The sequence below is a fragment of the Acetobacter musti genome (assembly GCF_011516835.1).
In the GTDB taxonomy this organism is placed as follows: Bacteria; Pseudomonadota; Alphaproteobacteria; order Acetobacterales; family Acetobacteraceae; genus Acetobacter; species Acetobacter musti.
In genome coordinates this window covers 103376-122257 of sequence record NZ_WOTB01000014.1, presented here as the reverse complement: position 1 = coordinate 122257, position 18882 = coordinate 103376, and the positions used below count along the sequence as shown (strand labels likewise).

The following is an 18882-nucleotide window of genomic DNA, read 5'->3' as shown; positions in this document are numbered from 1 at the left end:
AAGACCGGCGACGTGTTGCGACCCGATACGATCGCTGCGCCCATACATTCTTGTCCGCAATCCATATCGCAGCAACCTTCATCTTCTGGCTCAGAGAATAAGTCCTGAGCCTAAAAAGCGTAGCCATCATGAATATCATGGGCGTGCCGGTGCAGGCCTGTCCATGATCGCCCTTCAAAGTGATCCAGGCCCAGTTCCTCCTTGAGTTGCTGATGCGCCTGTTCGCAGACCCATCGGGCCTTGATTGCAGCCGCCAGTAGCCTGAGGAATGTGTCGGCAGGCAGATTGAACAGATAGTATTTCCGTTCTTCGGTGGAACGATGCCCGCCAATCAGCCAGGCTTCCTCCCGGGCATGTGCTGGGCCGTCCGGCCACCGATCCGCTGGGCTGGACCACCTGCAACGCGTATCCACATGGCTGCAAAGCGGGCCGCCGGGCCGCCTCTGGTTCCACAACGCCAGCTGACCCTACGCCATGTTGCAGTTTCCCGTATCTTATGGGCGTGAACGGATTGCTGATCCGGTACCGGATGCATCCGGGATGGGCTGCGTTTCCTAGCCGGAAACACGAGTTCCACATCAGCGGAATAAACTTTCTGATGACGTGGTATCCCAACCGCCCAGCGCAGCTCCCGCGCGCTTAAGGCCTGACGGAACGGGCAGACAAGCCATAACCTGCATCCGCAAGAACTCAGCCAAAACAGACACCTGCGGCACAGAGGCGATCGATCTCATCGATCGCCATCTCCGGCTTTGTCCAGGTGCCATAGTGTTCCGGTGGAACACCAGCCCGTTTCAGGCGTGCCGGATCTGCTGTCCAGACATCAGGCAGAAGCAGACGGAGTGACAGCATCAGTTGCACTTCACGTGAAGCCAGTATCACGGACAGCAGTGTCTGACAATTCGCTTTCTTGCCCAGGGTCGAAGCATATTGGGGCGGCACGCCAACAGAATATTTTCCCTTTTTGGAAGGGAGGTATCATCAATGATCAGCCACGAGCGCTCGCCGCCAACCAGATGGTCAGCATGGCGCCACAGAGCAGCCTCAAGCGGCGCACTGTCCCAAACACCGGCCACACACCAGCACTGATGAAATGATGCAGCCGGTCATAAGTGATATCGCCACTGCGCGCGCCATAGGCTACACGCTCTTGCGGTCACCAGGTCCGATCAGGCCTGCAATATAAGCCGGACACATCGCTCTTTGCGCTTTGTGACCCAGTGCGGCCAGAAAGGGTACAAGCCATACCTCCATATCCGATCGCACCCGTGGGAAATCTTTATTCCAAATTTTCTGCCAAAGTAGTGCTAAGAACTACACTGGATGCCGAAACGCCATAATCAGTTCCAGATCAAAATGCGCTGGCAACGCCTCTCTGCTGGTACGAGACGTTTTATGCACCCTATATTTACATAGAATTTCAGGAAGAAACCCAACATCAAGTTTTCCCCGCACGAATTTCATCCAGAAATCGTAGTCCTCCCAGCCATCTTCGATATGACTGAAGCCACCAACAAGCTGAAACGCTTTTTTCCTCAGAAGAGAGGTAACATCAATATAGTTCCCCTTTCGCAGGCGATCCGGATCCCATATATCAGCATGCCCAAGACCGAGACGGTCTCCCATCTCCGTTATCTGCGGATATACAGCATCAAATCCGCCATCAAGGCACGCACTCAGAAGTTTTTCAGCTGCGCGCGGAAACAGGATGTTATCAGCATCGACAAGGAGAATAAATTCACCGGCGGCCTGATCAACCGCGATATTTCTCGAAACTGAGGGCCCCGCATTTCTCATATTTCTTATAATCGAAACATTGTGGAAACGCGTTTTATTCCGGTCCGCCCAGTCCGAGATAACAGAAACGGACGATATATCCTCCGAGCAGTCATCGACCACAATAAGTTCGAGGTTTTTATGGGTCTGTCCCAGAACTGAATCGAGGCATTCCCCAATAAAATCACCATAGTTAAAATGCGGAATACAAATCGATATTAAATCTTCCGGAGTCCGTTCAGACTCTTCGGTCTGATAAACATACTCATATCTGCGATTCCACGGATTAACGGTCATGACTTATAATCTTCCACTGAGATGAAATAAACTGCAGCAGTCGTTTCTGGTTTTCTGCCGCCTGTTGTCCGTTCATAATCCTGGAAAATGCATTACTTCTTATCCGGGCCGCCTCTTTTTTTCCATCAGCCGAGCGGAGAAGCCACTCGACAAGATTGGGTATATGCCGTGTCGATTCCGTCAGATAATGCGTTCCGGCAGTAAAAAGAGGATGTGGAAGACATTCCTCACTGACAACGACAGAACCACAGGCCATCCCCTGGGCAACTATACGATGCCATTCGAAAAACTGTTCGTTTCCCCGATGAATATTAAGAGAAATTTTCGAATGTGAAGCAACATAACCCGCCAGGCGTGAAAGAATTCCGTACATTTTTCCTTCAGCTATCGGACCATCCATACGTCTGTAATAAAAAAAGCACTTATAGTCGGAGAAAAACTCAGCATGTCTGGCAAAGAATTTTTCTCTTTTCTCTGTATGATTTCCAAAAAAACTCACGTCTATAAGGCGTTTGCTAAATGGAAGCTTTGGATTTGCCTCCTTTCTGCAGGACAGCGGGAGAACACGCACAAGGGAATGAGTCTGATCTTCCGGCGACAGCTTACGGACAGCAACGTCTACAGGTGGACTGAAAAACAGACCTTCAATTCCGGCATCTGAAAACAGCTCCATATTCTGAAAAGATATATCGATAATTCCACTACCCATCAGATTATAAATCAGCCCCCTCACAAACCACTGTGTCTGCGGCTGCTCGGTGTTAAACATAATGGATCTGCGAATGATCTCATCCTTCTTCCAGTCATCCGATCCCGGCAGGAAGAAAAATTCATGTGGGCCACAAAAGATGCAGAGCTGAGGTTTTTTGTCGACCGGATACGTTTCGTCCATCAGAAGAGCATTAAGCCCGGCCTGATTCAGCTGATCGACAAGAGCTTTCGCTATGTCTCTGATAAATACATTTCCGGATGAATGATGCAGAACACCGATCGTATAAGGAAGATCGCGCTTTTTTACTGATGCTTCCAACGGAATATCCGGAAGGACAGCCGGTTTCTGGGCAAGCCGTCCCATCGTTTTTGCAAGATGCTTTCCGGAAAGCACCGAACGGCCTTCGCTGATACCATAAATCACTGCGTGCCGCGTCGGGCAGACATTCGATGTCGTGATATCACTGTTCATCGCAATATAGTCATCCGCGTTGAACAGCGCCAGTTTTTCCATTCGCGAGACGGCTTTATGCACCGAAGCATGGGAGTAGTTTTCCAGCATGCCGCGCGAGGAATAGAAAGTCTTCCCATCAGTTCTGATATAATGGGAAAATGGATTTTCTCCGGGCGATATTTCGCGCCGGAATATCTCCATATAGATTCCTGTGTCAAAGTCAGCATTGGGACAGCGTCCCTCAGCCGCACCATGGCTGATATAGTGTTTTACAGCATCAAGCTGAGCAATTTTTACATCCGGATAAGTGTTGTAATAAAATTCCTCATCAAAAAGACCGGAGTTTCTTATTATTTCTTCGTCCCGGGCGGATCTGGAGACCGTCCTGATTGTCGATTTATTTCCTTCCTTCTGCGAGAGACCATGATTCCTGATTTCAAAAATCGACGACACATCGCTCAGTGCCCCTACAGGGTTTATTCTGACTGATTGCTTCTGCGACATAATTCGATCTCGGAAAATGATTTATTTCAACTCGCTCGACCTCAGTGTTAGGCCCCGGGAGGTTAATTTTTCGAAAATTCTACCTACTCTGACACAGGCTTTTACAGTCAGAGTGAGCAGAACGTGCCACATCAGACGTCATTCCGCTCTGATCTGCCAGCAGTGACGAAGCCAGGCAGAGCGGAAATCATCCAGAAGCTTTAAGCCGATTCCCTGAACGGCCCCGTCGCCTCAGAAGCGGCCTCCGGTCGCCCCAGAGCCGCCGCCAGGGAGTTGCCGACACTGTCCTCTCCATAATGCGCTTCGATAAAGCGCAAGGCAGCCTGCCCCATCGAATCCACGCTTTCCGGAGCAGCATGGAGACGCACGATCTCTTCAGCGAGATTCTCCGCATCGGACTGAACAAGATTTTTCAGGCTGTCCGGCAAATCGATGCCTTCCGCCGCGACCGGCGTCATGACACAGGGCAGACCAGCGGCAAATGTCTCAAGCACTTTTCCTTTCAGACCCGCCCCAAACCGGAGTGGAGCGATGCCCAGCCGGACCTGCTCAAAAAGATCATCGCGCAGATTTTCAACATCGCGAACAATCCCGACGCCGCCACAGTCCGGCCCCGCCTCACATGCCAGCGCCTCAGTTTCCGGCCCCATATCGGTGCCCGCAAGCACACAGCGAATATCCGGCGCCCGCTTCCACACCAGAGGCATGACCTCCCGAATAAGCCACTCCGCAGCGTCACGATTCGGAGTGTGACGATAATGGGCAAGGAACGCGATGCCATGACGATCAGATGCCGACGTCGCCACGGGCCGCGCTGAAACACCCCACGGCACAACATGAACATTGAGAGCCGGTATCAGACGACGCAGCTCGGCAGCCTCGACAGAGGAATGAGTCAGAACGACATCGCTGTTAAGGGCGGCAGCCACCTCAAATGTCCGCATCCGCGCAGCCTCATGTGCCAGAGTAACCCGCCCCTCCACCCCGGCCTGACGCGCAAGACGAAGATGATGCAGATCCGCAACGCTGTAGATGAGACGGCTGCTGCTCATATAGCGCCTGACAAGCCCCCCATAGGACGATGCCACACTGACGCGATGCAGATAGACAACCTCGAACGCACCGGCCTGCCGTCTGAGCAGATCCTCAGGCGACGTGTAGAAAGGCGCGGCAGCCACCGAAATGCCCTCTGCCTCCAGACCGGAAATCAGATCCTGCTCCACCTGCATCCCCGGCACGGCAAAGGTCACATGATAGCCAAGCCGTCCCAGAGCGCGGATATGCGACCGGATCGCTTCCGATCCCGCATCATGTCCGGGACGCGGAAAATGCTCGTCGATCACAAGAGCGCGGCGAATCTTCGGAATGTCCGAAGCCGCCTTCCCCGCCAGACGACGGGCGCGTTCCAGCTCTTTCCTCTCAGCGCATCCGGCATCCAGCACGGCTTTCTGCTGGCATATCCGGTCCGCCTGACGGGTGACGAACTTCAGAACGCGCAACCGCTCCTCGTCAGTCTCAAGACCTGAAACCGCCCGCTCCACGAACGTCTCCAGTTCCTCACCAAACTCACTGGACGCCGCAACACGCCATGGAGAGGCGTTCAGATGACGCTCCGTGCCAGCATAGCGTACAGCAATCATATGCCCCTCGGAAAGACTGAGCGGCTTGCTGAAATTCAGCGTGAATCCGGCCCAGCCCGTGCCAAAACCGGACGCCGCGAGATCGGGCCGCTGATCGGCGGCGGAAACGGTGGTCAGATATTCGTCATCGACAAAGACATCGACCCGTAGTTTCTCCCAGGGCTGGTCTTCATTCCACGCCCAGCCGCAGATCCTGGTGCGATCGGCGAAATCCAGCCAGCCATGCAGACGCCCGGATGAATCCTGATCCGTCCCGTCCCGCGCGACCTCCACACCCGGCATCGATTCGGCGGCTTCCGCATTCCGGACGCCCAGCCCCGCCCGGTCAGCGAGATTGCGCCAGATCGTCGCAAGCCTCTCTCCACCCTCGATACGCGGCGCACAGTAAACAGCCTCCTCCCGCACGGCGTCAGGATAAAGCTCGAAATACTCCGAAGCATTCTGGAACATCCAGCGCGACCCGTCTTCCACGTAGCTTTCGGACGGCGCCCCTTCCGCCAGAAGCAGATCGTGGCTTTCAAGCTCGAGATGAATATAGGACACGTCACCAGGCTGATCGTCCTGGACAATGCTCGTCCCGTTGATCAGCGAACTCGCCGGGATGAGAGCGCCGTCAATAGACATCGCATGAAGCGGGGAGACACGAAGATCGCGCCGCGGAACATTGTCGGCAATGGCCCCGGCCCGGATAGTGACCGGAAGAAGTTTTTTGTTTCTGCTGACAAATACAGCGGCGTAACTGCGACGACCGATCCAGCGGATAGGACGCAGCTCGCCGGACGCGGTGCGCACGGAATCGCCGATCCGCAGCGTTTCAATCGCAGCTTCACCATCCTCAACAGCAATCAGCGTGCCGGGGCAGTAACAGGCGATATAATTCAGCTCAAAACCAGAGGCGCCCGTTACGCCTGTCGCCGCAGACGAGGTGAAGTAACCGGAATCAAGTCCCTCAATCGGAGACGCCAGCGTGATGGTGTCAACAACCGCCCCTCCGCTCATGATCTCCAGGGCAGTATCCGAATAGGACACTGAATACTCGCCCGGATCGAGATCAATCATCAGATTCGCGCCGGATGCGATGCTCAGAGCCGATACTGCTGTGCTCGTATCCCCCACCTCCAGCGTGCCGCCGCTGGCGATCGTCACACCACTCAGTACCGCACCGGCCATAGCGTCCATATATCCGCCGCTGCCGATGCTGACAGCACTCGCGCTGCCACCACCAGGCTGAATGTCCAGAGCACCGCCGGAACTGATCGTGACGCCGGAAACCAGACCGCCGGCATTGACCACATCCTTACCGCCGGAACTGATCACAACGTTATACGCGCTGCCACCGTTCTCAACAGTCTGTTGCCCACCTGCGAGGATCGTCGTCCCGCTGGCATATCCGGTCACGTCCTGATTGATGACATAAGCATCAACTGTGCCGCTGACTGTCGTGTCGAACGCGCTGCCACCGGCCTCCACTTTCTGGACAGCGTAACCCGATACAGTGGCGCCGCTCGCGACACCCTGCGATTTCACATCCTGAACCGTTTCCGCAGTGGTGCCGGATTCCAGAACAGCACCGATATCGCTGCCACCAGCAGCAATTTTTTCCTGCGCCCCGCCACTGAACGTCACGCCGCTGGCAAGCCCACCCGGATCGACAGTCAGCATACCTCCGGAAGCAACGGTCACGTCCTCGATGACGCTGTTGCTGCCCACATGAGCGCCGTTTCCGGACAGGACACCTCCGGATACGGTGCCCTGCGTCCCCGTCGCAGTCCCGTTGTTCAGTGGTTCGACATAGAGAAAGCCACCGGGCGCCAGGTCGATCATGGCCGCCGAGCCACCGGCATTGACGTAAACAGTTCCACCGGAACTGACAGTGAGCCCGCTGACGACACCGGAACCGATGATGTCGAGTGTATTCCCGCCGCTGACAGTGACGTTATTTTGTGTGCCCGAATTCGTTGTACTGGTAACCATGAACGCCCCCGAAAATCACGCCGGGCCATTTTTGACCGGACACGCTGAAAATTAATTTCGGGTCTCATTCTTCCGACAAATCGCTAATTTTTCGGATACAATACTTTCCGTCCGTTCATAATTGGCGTCTCCGCCAGCACAGTCACCAGTGCGTTCCACCGGTGCCAGACAGCAAACGACCGCGCCAGACAAAGCCTGACACGGTCGTCCAAAAGCCAGTCAGTCCAGGAAAATTTACTGGCCTTTCAGCCGCTTATTGCAAAGGCTGTAATACCCGCCACCTTTCTGGATCCACCTCAGACCGCCATTTCCACCCGTGGCCTTATTGGCTTTGTACTGGTCGTCACAGGTCTTCCGGCGTGCGGTCCCCGCGCTGAGAGATGAATATTTCGACGCGATCTGACTCGGGAAAACCGCATTTCCCGAATAGCCCGCGCTGCCCGTCGTCTTCGCAGCCGGGGCCGGGACCGGCGCCGAAGAAGCGGCTGGTGCCGCGGCAGGCGCGGCCGGAGCCGCCTCTTCCGATTCGGGCTCCGACCCGGAGCACTGCGACGCCTTGTATTCCTTATAGGTCTGCCCGGAGGTCAGCGTGCCAGCCTTACGCGCCGCGGTAAAATTCGCATGGCATTCCTTCGCGGTCATGGCCTGCGCGGCATTTTCACTACCGACCCACAGGGCGCATCCGGCGAGAAGAGCGAAAGAGGCGGTCGCGGCGCGAACTGAACGATTGAAGCCCATCGGCTGTCCTTTGTTCTCTGTATGATTCACATCATGCCCGCTGGCATGACGCTCTGTTTTCCGCGCCTGCGTGAGACGGTATGCCCAGGCAGAAGGGATGGCCCGGATTCTACAATGCGGCGGCCGTACACAACAGAGGCCGGGTCACGGAACCCGGCCTCCGGCACAGCTGTCACAATTCCGACCGACCCGTCAGACGATCCGCTCGCCATGCAGCGCGACATCCAGACCTTCCTGCTCAGCCTCGGCCGACACACGCAGTCCGATCGCGGCATCGACGATTTTCAGCAGGATAAAGGTCATGATGCCGCACCAGATGATAGTCACACCAACCGCCTCGACCTGCACCAGAAGCTGATGCAGCGAACCCGGCGATCCTTCCGGATTCGCATCCGTCGCGGAGAGCGGGCCATAAGCGAGAATACCGGTCAGCAGGGCGCCGATAATGCCACCGACACCATGGACACCGAACGCATCAAGACTGTCGTCATAGCCAAAGACATGCTTCAGCGTGGTGGCGCTCCAGAAGCAGACGACACCGGTGACAAGCCCGATAATCAGCGCGCCTTCGGGAAGGACGAAGCCGGCCGCCGGAGTGATGGCGACAAGACCGCCAACGGCGCCGGAAATGATGCCCAGCACGGTCGGCTTGCCGGTGCGCACCCATTCCGCAAGCATCCAGGAGACACCCGCGGCCGCAGCGGCGATCTGCGTGGTAGCCATGGCCATGCCCGCGCGGCCATTGGCTCCCACGGCCGAGCCGGCATTGAAGCCGAACCAGCCAACCCAGAGCAGGGACGCGCCGATCACGGCATAGGTAAGATTGAACGGAGCAAGATCGTCCGTGCCGAGCCCGCGCCGTTTGCCAAGAACAATGGCGCAGACAAGACCGGCGATCCCGGCATTGATATGCACCACGGTACCGCCGGCGAAATCGAGCGTGCCGAGACCAAGCAGCCAGCCGACCGGGCTCCAGACCCAGTGCGCGACCGGCGCATAGACAAGCAGCGACCAGAGGATCGTAAAGACGCACATCGCCGAGAATTTCATGCGCTCGGCATAGGCGCCGGCGATGAGAGCCGGTGTGATGATGGCGAAGGTCATCTGGAACGTCATGAAAACGCTCTCAGGAATCGTCATCACAGTCGGATTCGGCGAATCGGCGCCCAGCGTGAAGCCGACATCCGCGCCCTTGACGATGTGCTCTCCCAGCGTCGCCAGGAAAGCCTTCGAAAGACCGCCGATATAAGGCGTGCCGGTCGAGAAGGCGAGCGAGTAGCCCGCGATCATCCACACAACAGTGATGATGCAGCAGATGGCGAAGCTCTGCATGACAGTCGACAGCACGTTCTTCTTGCGCACCATGCCGGCATAGAACAGCGCCAGACCCGGAATGGTCATCATCAGCACAAGCGCGACGCTGACCAGCATCCAGGCCGTGTCGCCGCTGTCGATCGCCGGAGGCGCATCCGCCGCCCGTGCCGGAGCCGCAACAGCAAACCCGACCGCCAGAATCGCGGCGGCGCCGGCTGTTTTCATGCCGAAGCACAGAGGCGTCCTGCTCTCCTGACGCGGGTTTCGCCCCGCGAAAGAGGAAAACTGATTATCCATTAACGGCTGTGGCCCCCTGCCCCATTCGCATCCGCGTATCGGAAGATCAGACCAAAGACACGGAAACGCCTGGCGCTGATCCCGCCGGGCCGCGTGACGACCTGACAAAATCTTCACCCTTACGTAGCTTATCCGAAACGAAATGCTCAAGCCCCGCGAAAGGGACAATCGCAACGATGCGGGCGCCGGTCACTCAGGGCTCCGCCCCGAACCCCGGCAGGGACCACAGGCCCCTGCACCCCGGTTTGTTTATAAAATGGTTTGCAAAGGTTCGCGACCTTTGCCGGGTCCGGGCGGAGCCCGGAAAACCCCCGCCCACCCTTCAGTCCCCGGAAACGCGCGTCCGTGTCCGCATCGTGACGAACTCTTCCGCCGCCGTCGGATGAATACCGATCGTCCGGTCGAAATCAGCCTTGCGCAGCCCGGCAGTAATCGCGACCGCCAGCCCCTGCATGATCTCAGGCGCGTCCTCGCCAAGCATATGCGCGCCGACAACCTTCTGCGTCGCCTGATCGACCACCAGCTTCATCAGTGTGCGCCGCTCCCGGCCACTCAGCGTATGCCGCATCGGGCGGAACTTCGAGAGATAGATATCCGTCACGCCCCGCTCCGCCGCCTCAGCCTCCGACAGACCCACACTGGCCAGAGGCGGCGTGAAGAAAACGGCTTTCGGCGTGGTGTCGAAAGACCATTCCCGCGCATGATCGCCATACAGCCGATCCGCAAGGATATGCCCCTCGGCAATCGCCACCGGAGTCAGATTCAGGCGATTGGTGACATCGCCGATCGCGAAAACACCCGGCTCCGTCGTCTCGAAGTGACGGTCAATCTCAATCCGCCCGTCTTCCGTCGTGCGGACTCGCGTCATATCCAGACCCAGCTTTTCCGTCTTCGGATGACGGCCGGTGGCCATCAGCACACAGTCCGCCGCAATGCGTGCGCCATTATCCAGCGTGACCACAAGCCCCTCACCCTCACGGGCGATGCGCACCGGGCTGGCCTTCTCATGCTGACGCACGCCACGCTGACCAATGGCCTCATGCAGAGCGCCGCGCAGATCCTCGTCAAACCCGCGCAGCGGCAGCTCCTGCCGGTAAACCAGATCGACTTCCGCGCCAAGCCCGGCAAAAATCCCGGCAAACTCAATGCCAATATAACCCGCGCCAATAATGCAGATCCGGCGCGGCATGGCTGGCAGACCGAACACCTCATCCGACGAAATCGCCAGTTCAGCCCCCACAACCGGCAGTTTCGACGGCGCCGATCCCGTCGCGATGACGATGCGTTCCGCCGTGATCCGCTCCGGCTTCGCCTCCGGATCAAGCCCGGTCGGCGTGGTGACGATGGTATGCGCATCCTCAAACCGGGCATGTCCGGTAATCAGCCGCACACCGGCCTTCTCCAGCATCGAGACATAGATGCCATTCAGCCGGTGAATCTCGCGATCCTTCGCCGCGATCAGCTTCGCCCAGTCGAAATGGCCCCGCTCAGTATCCCAGCCGAAGCCATGACTGTCCGCCACGTAATCGCCGTACTCGCTGGCCTGAACCATGAGTTTTTTCGGCACGCAGCCGAGATTGACGCAGGTCCCGCCCCAGTGACGCCCCTCCACCACAGCAACCCGCGCGCCATGACCGGCCGCGATCCGGGCGCAGCGAACCCCGCCCGATCCGGCGCCGATGACCAGGAGATCGACGTCGTAGGTTCTGTTCTGGGACATCTTTTCTCCGGAATTTCGTCTGGAAGCGGCATTTATCCGGGCGTTGCCCGGACCCGGCAGGGACCGCAGGTCCCTGCACCCTGTTTAGTTTAACAAAATAATTCCGGAAGTCCGCATCCTCCGGCAGCCGTCAGAGCAGAGCCCTGAACGCCTCAGCGCTCAGCGAACGCCTTCTCGACGACATAAGCCCCAGGACGGGAGTTGTTGCCCTCATCGAACCCGCGCGCCTCCAGCAGCTTCTCCGTATCGGCCAGCATTTCCGGCGATCCGCAGATCATCACCCGGTCATGCTCCGGATCAAGCTCCGGCACATTCAGATCCCGGAAGATCTTACCGTTCTCAATCAGCGTGGTGATCCGGTCCGTCACCTCGAATTCCTCACGCGTCACAGCCGGATAATAGCGCAGCTTCTCACTGATATACTCGCCCAGGAACTCATGCTCACGCAGATCGGCGCTGATATATCTCTGATACGCCAGTTCGCTCTTAATGCGCACCGTATGCGTCAGAATGACGTTGTCGTAGCGCTCGTAGCACTCCGGATCGCGGATCAGGCTCATGAACGGCGCCAGACCGGTGCCCGTGGAGAGGAAATACAGATTCCGTCCCGGACGCAGATTATCGAGCAGCAGCGTGCCGACAGGCTTGCGGCCGATCAGCACCGTATCCCCGACTTTCACATGCCGCAGCCGTGAGGTCAGCGGACCATCCGGCACAGCAATGGAGAGGAACTCCATGTGATCTTCATAGTTCGCGGAAGCGATGGAATACGCCCGCAGCAGCGGCTTGCCCTCAACCTCGATACCGATCATCGCGAACTGACCGTTTTCGAACCGCAGGGCCGGATCGCGCGTTGTGGTGAAACTGAACAGACGATCCGTCCAGTGATGCACCGTCAGCACTTCGGCCGGGTAAAGATGCGGGTATTCCTTCGTCGGCGCGGCCAGGTGCCACACGCCTTCATGGCCTTCAACCGGCAGCAGGCCGGAAGGGGCCAGTTCGGGGGCAAGGCGCGTCAGCGTTTCGGACATGGAGGACCTCTCCGTGATGGGTTCAGGGGCGCGACGCAGTCGGAAACAGGGGCCGTCTGGCCGTACGAGACCTGTCCGGCAGGCGCACGCCGGGTTGCCGGGCAAACTGGCACGCGGTTTTAAGGGCAAGCGCCGTCTTATACCAGCAATAATTTACGCGAATCTGCTCCGAACCGGGGACAAAGCACAGCAGATACGCGTGGTTTGAGCCCCCGTCTGCCAGACGGGGCAGGCACACGTCCCCGCAGGACCAGGCGCGACAGACGCCCGGCTACCCACTCAGTTCGGAAGATTGTCGTTGGCGCGAATGAAGGCCGCCGCATTGTCATGCAACTCTTTCAGAGCCGGAGCATGCGTGTAGACCATGTGGCCCGACATATACTGGTGAATCTCGATATTCCCCGCCAGCTTACGCGGAATGGGCAGGTGATTCATCTCATAAACACCCTCGAAATACGGCGTCCCGAGATCGAAATACCCCTGATTAAGCTGCACTTTCAGCGCCGGATTCTGCTTCATCGCATCCGCCAGATCCGGCAGCACGTTCGGAACGCCGCGCTTCGATGACGGCATACCCGGCTGCTCGTGATGGAAATCCCATTTCCCGATGGAATGCGCGCTGGGCTTGTATTCCTCATACGGTCCGGTCGCGGTGTCGCCGCCATAATGCAGCACTTCGCGGGCATAATCGTTGAAGGCGGACAGATAGGCTGAACCCAGCGCCGAACCCATCGGGTCGTAATAAGGGTGCTGCGAGAGCGGATCGATCGAGAATCCGGAGAACCGGCTGTCCAGACGCCCCGTGTCGATCCCGTCCTCACCAAGCAGCGTTTTCTCGAACTCGCCGCCATCGACACGCAGATTCGCATGCCTGAGGTAATCCACCGGCAGACCCGTATACTGATGCAGCTTATCGGCGATCTCGTTAAACTTCGCCTCCGGCAGCGCCGTGCCCTGCTGCAGCGCCGAATTGTAATCGTTCAGCGCGAAATGCTCGACCTCACGAAGGAACGCAGGCAGATCGGACGGCATCGGCGACAGTTTCTTATGATACCACGCCGTGGCAGCGAAACTCGGCAGCGCCAGCACATAAGGCATATCCATGCCCGGATTGGCCGCCGGACGGTCGATCGTGTTGTCGTAATTCAGAATCTGGGACAGCAGCATCACACCATTCAGATCGATGCTTTTGTCCTCCGCCAGCATGTTGGCGACAATCCCCGACCGGGTCGTGCCATAGCTCTCGCCAAAGAGAAATTTCGGTGAGTTGTAGCGCTTATAACGGCCCAGGAACTGAGCGATGAAATCCGTAAAGGCCCGCGCGTCCGGATCGGTGCCGTAAAACGCCTTATCCTTATCCTTGCCCCCCAGACGGCCGAAGCCGGTGCCCGGCGCATCGATAAACACCAGATCGGTGACATCGAGCAGACTGTCATCATTATCGACCAGCCTGTAAGGCGCCGCCGGCGTATGCGTGTCGTCAGCAGTCTGAATCCGACGCGGACCAAAGGCACCCATATGCAGCCACACGGTCGCCGAACCAGGTCCGCCATTATAGACGAACGTAATCGGACGGGACGCCGCCGGCACACCCTTCTTAAAATACGCAACATAGAACATCGACGCGACCGGCTCCTCTTCCGGCTTCGTCGTCTTCTCCGGCGCCGCGTCATCCCAGCCTTTCGGGTGAACGATCAGCGTCCCCGCAACCGCCTGATAGGCAATTCTCTGACCACGGATCGTCACCGTGCCGTCGCTGACCGTCTGCTGCGGCTTAAAGGAAAACGGGCTGTCGTCCTTCTTCGTCTCGGCCGGGGCGGATTTCGCCGGTTTCGCGGCCTCATCGGCCCACCCCGGAGACGCCGAAAGCGGCACCGATGCGAGGATGGCAAAAGAGGCTGAAAGAGCAAGAAGGCGACGAGCGGAAAAATGCATCATGTCTGGGTCTTCGTTACATCGGAAAGAAGGCGATTGTAACGACACCGAACCTTTCGCCAAGAGGCAAAAAGCCGGAACAACTGGTCCATGTTTTACCCGGAACGTCTTTCAGAGATCGCAAAACCGACAGAATCTGCCCGCTCACACGCGTTCTGCCCCTGAGCTGTTCCCGTCATAAAATAATCGGGATCGGAGAAAGCGTTCCCTTTCGGGCTTCAGGACTGCCCGTGAAAGCCTCCCAATGCAGTGTAGCAGTTTGCGGGGCGTTGCCCCGGACCCCACAAAGGGACCCGGTCCCTTTGATCCCGATTTGTCAGGTAAAAAAAGCAGGGCGTCTGTATACTTTGCAAACAGAAGACAGAGCAGGGCTCTGCCCTGCACCCGGAAGGGATCGCAGACCCCTTCACCCCTTTTTATTTAATAAACAGGGATCAAAGGGACCGCGTCCCTTTGTGGGGTTCGGGGCAAAGCCCTGAAAACCACCGCTCCCGTATTTACAAAGACCCAAACCCTTTCCGGTTCTGGAGCCCTGCCCGTCAGGCGCTCAGATCAGCGCATGATCCCCGTATGCCCGACAGAATACCGTCCCGGCTGCGGCCACACCGTCAGCCCGTGCGGCTCCGCGCCAACCGGAATGATCTTCATCTGGCCCGTCGTCGTGTCGATGGCATACACCACATCGTCAAAACGACCGGACAGCCACAGCAGCTTTCCGTCAGCGCTGACATTCCCCATATCCGGGCTGCCACCGCCCGGAATCGGCCAGGTCTTAATCACCTTATTCGTCGTGAAATCGATCACCGACACGCTGCCATCCTTGCTGTGACGCGGCCCGTGAACCTTATGCGACCCGCGATTCGCCACATACATCACAGTGTCGTCACGGCTTGGATAAATCCCGTGCGTGCCAACACCCGTATGAATGAAGCCGATCTCCTTAAACGTGTCGCCATCCAGGACGAAAACGCCGTCCGCATGCATATCGGCCACGTAGAAAGTCTTCCCGTTCGGCGCGGCCAGAATGTCCTGCGGCATGCCGCCGGTGGAAAGCTTCAGATAGCCAAGCAGCTGACGGTTGACGGTATCGACCTTCGCCACCATGCCACCGAACTCACAGGTGAAGATCGCATAGCGGCCGTCAATGGAGAACGCCGCATGGTTGATCCCGCGACATTCCGGCGCCTCGACGGAACCCTGCATCGCCATCGTGTGCGGATCGCGGAAATCGAGCCGCTTGCGGGCCTCGGCCACAACGATCGCCGACTTCCCGTCCGGCGTGAAATACATGTTGTACGGATCATCGACCGGAACCGCCGGACCGGGCTTGCCGGTGCGCGGATCGATCGGCGTCAGACTGCCCTGAGTGGTGCCCTCGGCATTATTGGTCGCCCAGAGAGTCCGCAGATCCCAGGACGGAACGACATGCTGCGGGCTGCGCCCGACCGGGAAGCGATCCACGACCGTCATGCTGGCCGGATCAATGACATACACATCATTCGAACGCAGATTCGGCACATAGATCCGCGCCGGATCTTTCACCACTTCCGGCGCAATATTGTCCGGCCGCGCCTCCGAATAGATGTTGTTCGGATTGACCACCGGCGGCATGCCCGGAATGGTCTGAACCGGCCCGACCGTGGCAGCCGGCGCGTTCACCCGCGAGCCCGCTGCCGGATCAGATGTCTGGGCACCGGCTGGCGCAAAAGAGCAGATGCCGAGAAGGGCTGCCATCGCAGCGCCGGCCAGAAATTTGTTTTTCATCATAATGTGTCAGCGTCCTCCGCGGGCGCACGCATAGCACAGGCGCAACGGACGGCAAGCGATCTGCATCAGGCCGGTAAAAAATTCCGCCGGATCAAAATGATCTCCAGACCCCAGGCGAACCGCTTCCTATCCAACGGCAGACAATGACGGCGACCAGAACACAAATCGGAAATATCGCCGGACTCCTGACCCAGACGCCAGTCACACGCCGGATCATCTCCGCCTTTCACCGCGCCGGCCCATCTATGCACGCCTTCATGGCAGCCCAGTACATCCGATCACCACGACGATCCCGGCACCTCCCCTACAATCAACGGAAAACCAGACGCCTCCTTCCGGCTTCTTTTCTATTTCCCCCGCATCAGAACGAATGCCCCCTGCCCGGCGCAAAAATCATAAGTGAATCATCGGTACCCTGACGAAAGGGTGAAACGAGAGCGGCGACATCCGCAGCAGAACCATCGGGAAAGAGGAGCAGATGATGCTCCCGGCAGCTTCTGCCCCGACAGTCCCTGCAATGTGCGCCCGGATCGGAATCAGAGGTATTCATGAGCATACCCAGTGTCGTCAAAAATCCCCCGTTCAATATTACCCGTTCCAGCCATGTCCGGTATTTCGTGACGGATCTCGAAACAAGCCTCAGATTCTATACGGAAATTCTCGGTCTGGTCGTCAGCGACCAGGATTCGGACACCGCCTATCTGCGCGGCATAGAAGAAGCCTGCCATCACAGCGTCGTCCTCATGCGCAGACGCGATACACCCGCGGCGGAATGTGTCGGCATGCGTGTGGCGTCCGAAGACGATCTTCATCGCGCGCAGGAACATATTATCGCAGCCGGCGGCACCGCCACATTCGTGGAACGGCCTTATCAGGGACCGACCCTTCTGACGACGTTCGGTGAAGGCACGCCCCCCGTCGAGCTCTGCTCCTCGATGCCCGTTCTGCCACGCCTGCTCAATAATTTTCCGGCGCAGAAAGGCGGACGGGCGCTTCGCCTCGACCACTATCAGTGCGTCATACCCGATGTCGGAGCAACGGCCGGTAAGTTCATGGCACTCGGATTCCGCCCTTCGAAATACACAACACATGTCGATACAGGGCGGCTTCTCAGCATCTTCCTTACACGTAAGAACAATCCGCATGATCTGGTGCTCGCCCAGGGCGCCGGCCCGCGCCTGCATCATGTCGCTTTCATCGTCTCAGACCTGCAGGCCATGTTCCGTGCCTGCGACATCGCCGCCAATCTCGGCTATGGCCGCCATGTCGAATATGGCCCCGGACGGCACGGCCCCCCCAATGGCATCTTCACCTATTTCAGAGACCCGGACGGCAACCGGATCGAGTTCGGCCTGCCCCCCATGCAGTTCATGGACCCGGAAGACCAGCCAAACGTATGGGATTCAACCGATGGCGTGTCCCTCGTCCCATGGGGCGACGGCCCTCCCCAGCGCTGGAGAGAGGAAATGACACTGTTCGACGGCATTACACCGGCAGGCGGCACCATAGCGCGGTGGACATCGCAGCGTTAGACGACCAGCAAAACACAAAAGTCCTGCACCGGAAACTTTCCGGTGCAGGACTTTTTTGTGTCACCACCAGCTTCGGGATTTACCCGTCTGCGTCCTCACCCTTCTTCCGCAATATATTTTGCAAACGACAGACACAGCAGGGCGCTGCCCTGCACCCGAAAGGGGTCGCAGACCCCTTCACCCCTTTATATTTTAACAAAACCGGGATCAAAGGGACCGGGTCCCTTTGTGGGGCCCGGGGCAAAGCCCCGAAAAGTCACCCCGCCCCATACAAAAACAGCGTGTCCTGATCAAGATTCAAGAGCAGCCGTCGTTTCATCGAACAGATCATCCACCGCCATTTTATAAGGAATGATCTTCTGCTCAAACGCCCAGTCAATAGCCAGCTGCAGCCCTTTCCGGTTCGCCTCCAGACCGATCGGCGGAAACGGATCGGGCACGCCTCCTTCGGTCAGTTTGCGGCTCTCCACGATCATCCGGAAAATCTCACGGACAACATCAGGCCGCTGACGTGAAATATCCTGATGCACAACGAACATATGGTTGATCGGCACAACCTTTTCACGCTCATACCACGCTCTCGCGGCATTTTTCGCATCCGGAATCAGAAGCTGCACACGCGGATCTTTAGGCAGATCAACCCCCTGCAATGTCGCCACCAGTTCGCCATCCAGCATCATCTGGCCAATATCCGAACCTTTCGGCAGACGCTCGCAGTTCGGAGGATCAGTGTATTCAGCCAGATGCCCGTCTCCCGTCGTCATCCATGTGACCTTATCAAGATCGACGCCGTATTCATGCTGCAGAATCCCCCGCACCCAGAGGCCGGTCGTCTGCGCATAGGTCCGGACGCCAACCCGCCTCCCCTCAATATCCTTCGGCTTCAGATCAAACAGTTCTTTATTGAAACCGGCGCAATGATGCTGAAAGCGTCCGGAAATCGGCGCAGGCAGAAGCACAAACGGCTTGCCATACACTTTTGCCTGCAGATAGGTCACGATCGCCAGCTCACCGCAATCATACGCGCCTTCACGCAGCATCGCCTTGAAGCCGTTATGCGCTTCCTTCGGTCCGCAAAAATCGAGATCGACAATGTCCGAAGCAACGCGACCATCTTTCATGGCCTTCGTCACCGGATAATCCGCCAGATTGGTCTTCAGCCTGATCGTATCAGCGCCTGTCATAACAATAT

General features: G+C 57.8%; 11 protein-coding genes and 2 pseudogenes. 2 read left to right on the top strand and 11 right to left on the bottom strand.

Going from position 1 to position 18882, the window contains the following annotated elements; translation table 11 throughout:
• Positions 1–101: pseudogene (locus GOB93_RS11795) on the top strand (IS5/IS1182 family transposase); the annotation flags it as partial.
• A 12-nt stretch (positions 102–113) separates the two neighbouring features.
• Here the strand turns inward: GOB93_RS11795 and GOB93_RS21560 are convergent.
• The 10 genes and pseudogenes from GOB93_RS21560 to GOB93_RS11745 form a co-directional block, all read right to left on the bottom strand.
• Positions 114–1254 (bottom strand): annotated as a pseudogene (locus GOB93_RS21560) (IS701 family transposase); the annotation flags it as partial.
• Positions 1255–1314: 60 nt separating this feature from the next.
• Positions 1315–2073, bottom strand: coding sequence for a glycosyltransferase family 2 protein (locus tag GOB93_RS11785; protein WP_173583697.1), 759 nt, complete (start codon positions 2071–2073; stop codon positions 1315–1317).
• Positions 2063–3742, bottom strand: a complete 1680-nt coding sequence (locus tag GOB93_RS11780; protein ID WP_173583696.1) for a glycosyltransferase family 1 protein — start codon at positions 3740–3742, stop codon at positions 2063–2065. The genes GOB93_RS11785 and GOB93_RS11780 overlap by 11 nt, the downstream gene beginning before the upstream one ends.
• Before the next feature lie 200 nt (positions 3743–3942).
• Positions 3943–7356: a Hint domain-containing protein gene (locus tag GOB93_RS11775; protein WP_173583695.1), complete on the bottom strand. Its 3414-nt coding sequence runs from the start codon at positions 7354–7356 to the stop codon at positions 3943–3945.
• Positions 7357–7590: 234 nt separating this feature from the next.
• Positions 7591–8094: a hypothetical protein gene (locus tag GOB93_RS11770; RefSeq protein WP_173583694.1), complete on the bottom strand. Its 504-nt coding sequence runs from the start codon at positions 8092–8094 to the stop codon at positions 7591–7593.
• A 192-nt stretch (positions 8095–8286) separates the two neighbouring features.
• On the bottom strand, positions 8287–9633 hold the full coding sequence (locus GOB93_RS11765) for an ammonium transporter (RefSeq protein WP_206752613.1): 1347 nt from the start codon (positions 9631–9633) through the stop codon (positions 8287–8289).
• Between the two features lie 394 nt (positions 9634–10027).
• Positions 10028–11425: a glutathione-disulfide reductase gene (gorA, locus tag GOB93_RS11760; protein WP_173583692.1), complete on the bottom strand. Its 1398-nt coding sequence runs from the start codon at positions 11423–11425 to the stop codon at positions 10028–10030.
• A gap of 152 nt (positions 11426–11577) precedes the next feature.
• Positions 11578–12456, bottom strand: coding sequence for a ferredoxin--NADP reductase (locus GOB93_RS11755; protein ID WP_173583691.1), 879 nt, complete (start codon positions 12454–12456; stop codon positions 11578–11580).
• Between the two features lie 279 nt (positions 12457–12735).
• Positions 12736–14394 (bottom strand): S10 family peptidase, encoded by a 1659-nt coding sequence (locus GOB93_RS11750; protein WP_173583690.1) that lies wholly within the window; start codon positions 14392–14394, stop codon positions 12736–12738.
• Positions 14395–14943: 549 nt separating this feature from the next.
• Entirely contained in the window at positions 14944–16158 is a 1215-nt protein-coding gene (locus tag GOB93_RS11745; RefSeq protein WP_173583689.1) for a YVTN family beta-propeller repeat protein, read from the bottom strand.
• A 548-nt stretch (positions 16159–16706) separates the two neighbouring features.
• On the opposite strand from GOB93_RS11745, the gene GOB93_RS11740 reads away from it, so the two are divergent.
• Positions 16707–17690 (top strand): VOC family protein, encoded by a 984-nt coding sequence (locus GOB93_RS11740; RefSeq protein WP_173583688.1) that lies wholly within the window; start codon positions 16707–16709, stop codon positions 17688–17690.
• Between the two features lie 290 nt (positions 17691–17980).
• Here the strand turns inward: GOB93_RS11740 and GOB93_RS11735 are convergent, their stop codons facing one another.
• Positions 17981–18874, bottom strand: coding sequence for a substrate-binding domain-containing protein (locus GOB93_RS11735; protein WP_173583687.1), 894 nt, complete (start codon positions 18872–18874; stop codon positions 17981–17983).
• Positions 18875–18882: the final 8 nt, after the last annotated feature.